At 45.4% G+C, this 7,275-nt stretch carries 6 protein-coding genes; 4 read left to right on the forward strand and 2 right to left on the reverse strand.

Annotation, left to right across the window (positions count from 1 at the left end):
* Window positions 1-93 precede the first annotated feature (93 nt).
* A complete protein-coding gene (locus RT034_RS10800; RefSeq protein ID WP_050326000.1) occupies window positions 94-459 on the forward strand; it encodes a RidA family protein in 366 nt (121 codons plus the stop codon).
* A 72-nt stretch (window positions 460-531) separates the two neighbouring features.
* Here RT034_RS10800 and RT034_RS10805 read toward each other — a convergent pair whose 3' ends face one another.
* On the reverse strand, window positions 532-3,612 hold the full coding sequence (locus RT034_RS10805) for a DNA translocase FtsK (RefSeq protein ID WP_313016566.1): 3,081 nt from the start codon (window positions 3,610-3,612) through the stop codon (window positions 532-534).
* Between the two features lie 442 nt (window positions 3,613-4,054).
* On the opposite strand from RT034_RS10805, the gene trxB reads away from it, so the two are divergent.
* From trxB to RT034_RS10820, 3 genes are read left to right on the forward strand one after another with little or no spacing between them, the layout of a single operon-like run.
* Window positions 4,055-5,053: a thioredoxin-disulfide reductase gene (gene trxB / locus RT034_RS10810; RefSeq protein ID WP_313016568.1), complete on the forward strand. Its 999-nt coding sequence runs from the start codon at window positions 4,055-4,057 to the stop codon at window positions 5,051-5,053.
* A 15-nt stretch (window positions 5,054-5,068) separates the two neighbouring features.
* Complete coding sequence (gene aat, locus RT034_RS10815; protein ID WP_313016569.1) at window positions 5,069-5,860, forward strand: leucyl/phenylalanyl-tRNA--protein transferase; 792 nt, start codon at window positions 5,069-5,071, stop codon at window positions 5,858-5,860.
* Between the two features lie 27 nt (window positions 5,861-5,887).
* On the forward strand, window positions 5,888-6,706 hold the full coding sequence (locus RT034_RS10820) for an arginyltransferase (protein ID WP_313016571.1): 819 nt from the start codon (window positions 5,888-5,890) through the stop codon (window positions 6,704-6,706).
* On the opposite strand, the gene rimI is transcribed toward RT034_RS10820, so the two are convergent.
* Window positions 6,699-7,208 carry a ribosomal protein S18-alanine N-acetyltransferase gene (rimI, locus tag RT034_RS10825; RefSeq protein ID WP_313016572.1) on the reverse strand — a complete coding sequence of 170 codons (510 nt, stop codon included), beginning with the start codon at window positions 7,206-7,208 and terminating at the stop codon, window positions 6,699-6,701. The genes RT034_RS10820 and rimI overlap by 8 nt on opposite strands.
* Between the last annotated feature and the right edge of the window lie 67 nt (window positions 7,209-7,275).

Consider the following 7,275-nt stretch of genomic DNA (forward strand, 5'->3'; position numbering starts at 1 on the left):
TTATCAAAATTTCCTCATTATGTTCTTTTGTATATTAAATGTTCAACACAACCTATGCATAAGTAACATTTATCCGTTCACAAGGAAAACACCATGACCGCACAAATTCAACGATTTGATAGCAATGACTATCTAAGTGAAATTACCATTTTTAACCACGTGGTGTATCTCGCAGGACAAGTGCCGAATACTGATACTGCTGATATCCACACACAAACCAAAGAAGTGCTAGACAATATCGACGCCATGCTCGCCAAAGCCAATAGCGACAAATCACGTCTGCTAACCGCTCAGATTTTTATCAAGGATTTGGCGGATTTTGAGGTGGTGAATAGCATGTGGGGCGACTGGTTAACGGATTGCCCAAAGCCTACCCGTGCCACAGTCAAAGCTGAGTTGGTTAATCCATTATGGAAATTAGAAATTGTGGTAGTCGCAGCGCAAAATACCCTAGAATAAATGAACCCATAGCTACTCAAAACGTTAAATAAAAAAGGTGCATAAATCGCACCTTTTTTATTTGTCTAACCTCTACATTAATAGCTCACGTTTACCGCTTTTGGTCATGCCGCTCACCAAGCCCGCCTCTTCCATGGCATCAACGATACGTGCTGCGCGGTTATAGCCGATACTAAATTTGCGCTGAATACTTGATGCAGAGACTTTACGGGTTTCGAGCAAAAACGCCACTACATCATCATACAGTGGGTCTTCTTCGCCATTGCTAGACCCACTAGCATCGCCACCACTTGGCGCTGAGCTTAACTCAAAGTTATCGAACATATTATCAATATAGTTAGGTGCGCCACGCTCGCGCCATGCATCACACACACGGTTGACTTCCGCATCGCTGATAAAAGCACCATGTACACGGTTAGGCTCGATTTGACCAGGTCCTAAAAACAGCATATCCCCATGCCCAAGCATATCCTCTGCGCCACCGGCATCCAAAATGGTACGCGAGTCGACTTTTGAGTTGACGCGAAGCGCAGCACGGACGGGAATATTGGCTTTAATCAAACCAGTAATCACATCCACTGAGGGGCGCTGGGTCGCCAAAATCAAATGAATCCCTGCGGCACGCGATTTTTGCGCCAAACGGGTAATCAACTCCTCAGCTTGTTTGCCCACCTGCATAATCATGTCGGCGAACTCATCCGCCACAATCACAATTTGCGGTAACGGTTTTAATTTTGGCGCTCTATCTTGGCTGACACTGTCATTGGGTCGCCACAGTGGATCCAGTAACGGCTCACCACTTTGTTCGGCTGCCATGACTTTTTTGTTGAATTCATCAAGCTTACGCACTTTAAATAATGACATCAGCTGATAACGACGCTCCATCTCAGCCACACTCCATGCCAAAGCACTGGCTGCTTCGGTCATATCGGTGACTACGGGGGTGAGCAGATGCGGAATATCGCCATAGTTGGCAAGCTCGAGCTGTTTAGGGTCAATCAAAATCAATCGCAGCTGCTCTGGTGTGTATTTGAGCAGCATTGACAATAACAGCGAATTCACCAACACTGACTTACCTGAGCCTGTGGTACCTGCTACTAGCATGTGTGGCGCTTTCGCCAAATCCGCAATAATCGGTCTACCTGCAATATCTTTGCCCATTGCCATGCTGATTAAGCCATCAGGGTCTTGATAAGCTTCTGTTTTCAGCAGTTCGATGAGTCGTACCATTTGGCGTTGCGGATTGGGCACTTCGATACCGATATAAGGTTTACCTGGAATGACTTCTACCACACGCACCGATGCCATAGATAGCGACCGAGCCAGGTCTTTGGCAATGCCCGTCACCTTGCTTGCTTTAAGCCCTGGGGCCAACGACACTTCAAAGCGTGTCACCACTGGACCCATTTGCGCATTGACCACTTCTGCTTTGATATTAAATTCTTGTAGCTTGATTTCTAACAGCGCTGACAACTGCTGCAACTGTTCGCGGCTGTAGCTTGGCTTGCGGTCGGGGTCGGGCAAATCAAGCAGCGATAATTCCGGTAGCGGGCTTAAATTGGCACGATAAGCTGCGGTTTGCATGGCACGCGATTTCTGACTAAATAGGCTATCATCATTGATATCAAGCGGCTGATTGACCTGAGGCGCTGCGGGCTGTTCGATTTGGTCGAGTAACTCAGATTCCACCGATCGGCTGTGAGTCGGTATTGAAGACGTTATGTGGTTGGTATCAATCTCGTTGCCAGTAATCTGGGTGACGGCTTGTGCTGGACGTGCTATTTGGGTTGGCATCGGACTTGCTGCAGGGGTTGAAAATTCCGCTCTCACAGGTGCATTGGCACTGTCATTTGAGGCATTAGCCCTAGCTTGTGGTGGGACTTGTCGCATACCCAATAACGATGCGACTGAGGTAGGTGGTGTTTCAATACCTTCTGCTTCAATACTTTCTGCTTCAACGTCCTCTGTCTTAATGCCCTCGAATGGTGGCTCTAGCACAGGATTTTGTGATAACTCATATCCAGCATCTACGCTATCTGCTAAATGATCCAAACCTGACACATCAATAATCTCGTCCTGTCCAGCCATCTCTATACCCGTCATAGGCTCAGAGATTCGCTTATCCGCTAGCTGCCCTGTGCCTGCGGCAGACATCATAGATGCGTCATCGATAGCTGGCATAGCTTGCGATACATCTACACTCTCTACACTAGGCTGAGTTGGCTGAGTGAGTTGCGAGTCTACTTGTATCGAATGGGGCCTATTCAAGGTAGGCATTTTAAACGGTTTTTTAATGATTTCACTTTGCAGTTTTTCATCCAGTTTTTTGGTCAGCTTGGTGTTTGCCACATAGGTTGAGCTGACGGGTTTAAATGGATTGGTGGCATCGTTTTCTTCGAGCCATTCATAATCTTTGATTTCACTAAAGCCCGTTTCATCCAAAAACGCATCGAGTGGACTGCCGACAAACGCCTCATTATCCGCTAGATGACTACTGTCATAAGCGTCTTGTTCAATGTCATGGGAGGCTAAAGGCAAAGGCAGTTGCGCGGTGTCGTTTGGTTTTGCTTGGCTTGCTTCTTGAGCAGTCGCCTTGTGCTTAGTATTGGTTTCTTCTTCATCTGCGGCTTCAGCCTGTAGGCGGCTGCGAATAGCTTGACCTGATAAAATCTCATGCCAATGTAAATCAAAGGTAAACGTCACGGTGATAGCAATAAACACCAATAAAAACAACAAAGTCCCCCAGTAGGTTAATAAACTACTAAGCCCGTTGCCGACGATTTGCCCAATCATGCCTTGCACCAACCAGCCAAACGATAACACCCCTGTCAGCCCTGCGGTGGCAATGATTAAAAAGATATAACCCAAAAAACGTAGCAAGCCATTAGGCTCTACATTATGGCGCCATACATTCCAAGCTTCATAACAGGCAATAACAATGAGCCACCAGCTTGCCGCGCCCAAAAACGCATACAAAATATCAGCCAGCCACGCACCACCCGTGCCTGCCAAGTTACTGACTTCATTTGCCGCACTACTGATATGCGACCAACTAGGATCATTGGCAGAATAACTGATGAGGGACATGACTAACAACAATGCCACGATTAGCCAGATAATCGTAAGCACACTTTGACGAATATAATAAGACAACGCAATTTACCTTTGAATTTGAACCTGCTTTGGATAAGCCGTAAGCCAACGCTTTGTTCAGCCATGACTGACTGATAATGATTGTGAAAAACAATGATTTTGGAAAAACGTTGATTAAAACCACCCTTTTAATCGACTATCATATCAAATCTAAGTGGTGCGTTGCTGAGCTTTTTTTGCGAAAAATTGCTTTGTTAAATCAGCCAATTCAAGCCCTATGATAAATGCGGTTTGAGCCAACAAAGCCGGATAGCAAGGTGTTTTTCTGATAACGAGCTAACGCAATTTTTGAGCGTTGATTGAGCTTTGATTGCGCGATGAATCTGTTATAAAAATAACATTTACTTGCTATTTTCGATGTTAGCCCCTATCTTACTTATGAATCAAAAATTAGCCTGTTTTATTATTTAGTTTATTATTCAGCGATTGTTAGGAAAGACGTATGTCAGAAATTATCCATCACCAGCTTATTATTTTGGGTTCAGGTCCAGCGGGTTATTCTGCCGCCGTGTATGCAGCGCGCGCCAATTTAAAACCCGTCATTATCACGGGTATGCAGACTGGCGGGCAGTTGACTACCACCACGGAAGTTGATAACTGGCCGGGTGATCCACAAGGCTTGACGGGACCTGACTTGATGGTACGCATGCAAGCCCATGCCGAGCGTTTTGGGACCCAATTGGTGTATGACCATATCAACCAAGTGAACCTAACTCAGCGACCCTTCACCTTAGTCGGCAATAGCGCTACTTACACGTGTGACGCACTCATTGTAGCGACAGGGGCTTCAGCCCAATACTTGGGGCTCGCCTCTGAACAAAAATTTATGGGGCTTGGTGTCTCTGCCTGTGCGACCTGTGATGGGTTCTTTTACCGCGGCAAACCTGTGGTGGTGATTGGCGGTGGCAATACAGCGGTTGAAGAAGCCTTGTATCTATCAAATATCGCAAGCCACGTCACCCTAGTGCATCGACGTGATAAATTAAAATCAGAAAAAATTCTGCAAGACCAATTGTTTGAAAAACAAAAAAATGGCAATGTGACCATCGAATGGAACAGCCAAGTCAAAGAAGTGGTGGGTGATGACGCAGGCGTGACAGGTGTGGTGATTGAAAATCTCCAAGACCAGTCTACCAAAACCATCAACGCGCCTGGTATGTTCGTGGCAATTGGGCACAAACCCAACACCGATATTTTCCAAGATCAGCTTGAGATGAATAATGGTTATATCGTAGTCAACAGCGGTCTAAATGGCAATGCGACAGCGACAAGTGTCGAGGGCGTGTTTGCTTGTGGGGATGTGGCAGATCACATCTATCGCCAAGCGATTACCTCAGCAGCTACGGGCTGTATGGCGGCATTGGATGCAGAAAAATATTTAGATATCGTCAATCTAGCGAATGCCAATACCACGGTATCAGCCAACACCACTGCTGTTTAACTAATACTTTGAACGATGTCATTGCTAAATCACCACCCCTTACAACGCCCTTTCGGTTGCCGTTATCAATTCCCCGACCCGATGGCGGCAGACCCTGACGGTGAAGGTTTGATTGCGTTGGGGGGTGATTTGGCAGCTGATACCTTAGTGTGTGCTTATCGCCAAGGCATGTTTCCTTGGTTTAATGAAGGCGAGCCTATTGCTTGGTGGTCGCCTGACCCGCGCTGTATTATTTATCCTAGCAATTTTTGCGCCAGTAAAACCCTAAAACGGCGTATCAAAAATGCAGGTTGGACGTTTTCCATTAATCTTGCCTTTGCTGAAGTCATTGCCGCCTGTGCCGATACCCGTGCCTATGCCCAAGCTTCTGCCTCAGCTACTTGGATCAGTCCCGCTATGATTGAAGCGTATACGGCGCTCCATGCCGAGCAAGTCGCTTACAGTGTCGAGATTTGGAATGATGATGAGCTGATTGGTGGTCTCTATGGGCTAAAGCTAGGACAAGCATTTTTTGGTGAAAGTATGTTTCACCGCGTCACAGATGCGTCTAAAGCGGCTTTTTTTGTGTTAATGCAGCTGTGTGCGCACTCCCAATTTGCTTGGGTGGACTGTCAGTTGCCTAACCCACATTTGCTGCGTTTAGGGGCAACCATCGTACCCAGAGCGGAATTTTTAGATAAGCTCGCGCAACAATTATCGCTACCGAGTATTGATTGGTCAGCGATTTGCGGTCAAAAATTGCCACTTAATCAACTGTTAAATGAGGATTTGATGACTTATTACCTACCTCCAACTGCGCAAGCTTAGGTAAGTTAAGGGTATTTAAAAGCACCAATGACGTTAAAACCACCCCAACCCCCTACCAGTGTGGCACTGACCAGCCAATTGACGCCGCTGCATCAATGTAGTTATTTACCGGATCGTGCCGCACGTTTAGAGCTGATTGAATTAGCAAAGGACGAACGTTTAAGTACGCCTATTTTTTCTCAGTTTTCACGGCTCGGGTATCGGCGTAGTGGACAACATCTATATCGCCCTGTATGCTTCCATTGTCAACGCTGTATCTCTACACGTTTAGTAGTTGACGAGTTTGAACCCAATCGTACCCAGCGCAAACTGTGGCAAAAATCGCACGAGATGGATGTGGTAATTACGGCTTGTGATGATGCCGATGAATCGCATTTTATGCTATATGCTCGCTATATCTGCGCTCGACATAGTGATGGCGATATGTATCCACCCAATTTACAAGGGTTTAAACAGTTTTTACAATATAGCTTTACCCAGTCATTTTTTATGGAGTTTTGGCTTCACGATGAATTAGTTATGGTGGCAGTTTGCGACCAATTAGATGACGGCATATCCGCGGTCTATACTTTCTATGATCCCGATGCAACCATAAACAGCTTAGGCACCCTTGCGATACTTACCCAAATTGACTATGTTAAACGTCTTGGATTACCTTATTTATATTTAGGTTTTTGGGTACCAGATTCGGATAAGATGGCATATAAATCGCGTTTTTATCCCAGTGAGTTATTAATCAATCAACAGTGGCATCGTTTCGATGAGGCTGTCACAGCTGCGCAAGTTGAGCCACTGCTTCAACAGGCGATAAAAGCGCATTACCTAAACATGTGGAATACTACTTAGCATTTAATTTAGCATTGAATTTGCGCTGCATAATTAACGCATGGGTTTTGGTCATGTCATGATTATCGTAGTAATTTTTGCGAACGGCAATCTGTTCAAAACCATGTTTTTGATAAAATGCAATGGCAGCATGATTATCTTCTCTTACCTCTAATAGCATCCGCTCGGCACCCGCTACTTGGCACGTTTGCGCCATAGCCGTTAACAATTCGCTTGCAATACCTTGCTGTTGATAATCAAGACAAGTTCCGATTCTTAAAATTTCACTATCTTCAAATATGTGGCTGTAAAAACAATAGCCGACCAATCGCTGATTTAGCTCGTCTGTCGCATAAATTATATGGTTAAATGGCTGCGCGAGCAGGGAATTGATTTGCGCAGCCGACCAAGCATCGTGGACAAATAGCTCGGATTCAATTTGTGCCAGCTGCGCCAGTACTTGCTCCCAAGTAGTATCTTGTGTATTCGTTTTATCTAACTTATATATCGATATCACCGTCATAATTTATTTCCATAAAAAAAGAGCCACCGAAGTGACTCTTTTGTATGCTTATTAACGATTAATCGTT

It is taken from the genome of Moraxella sp. CTOTU48841 (assembly GCF_032061225.1).
Lineage (GTDB): Bacteria > Pseudomonadota > Gammaproteobacteria > Pseudomonadales > Moraxellaceae > Faucicola > Faucicola cinerea.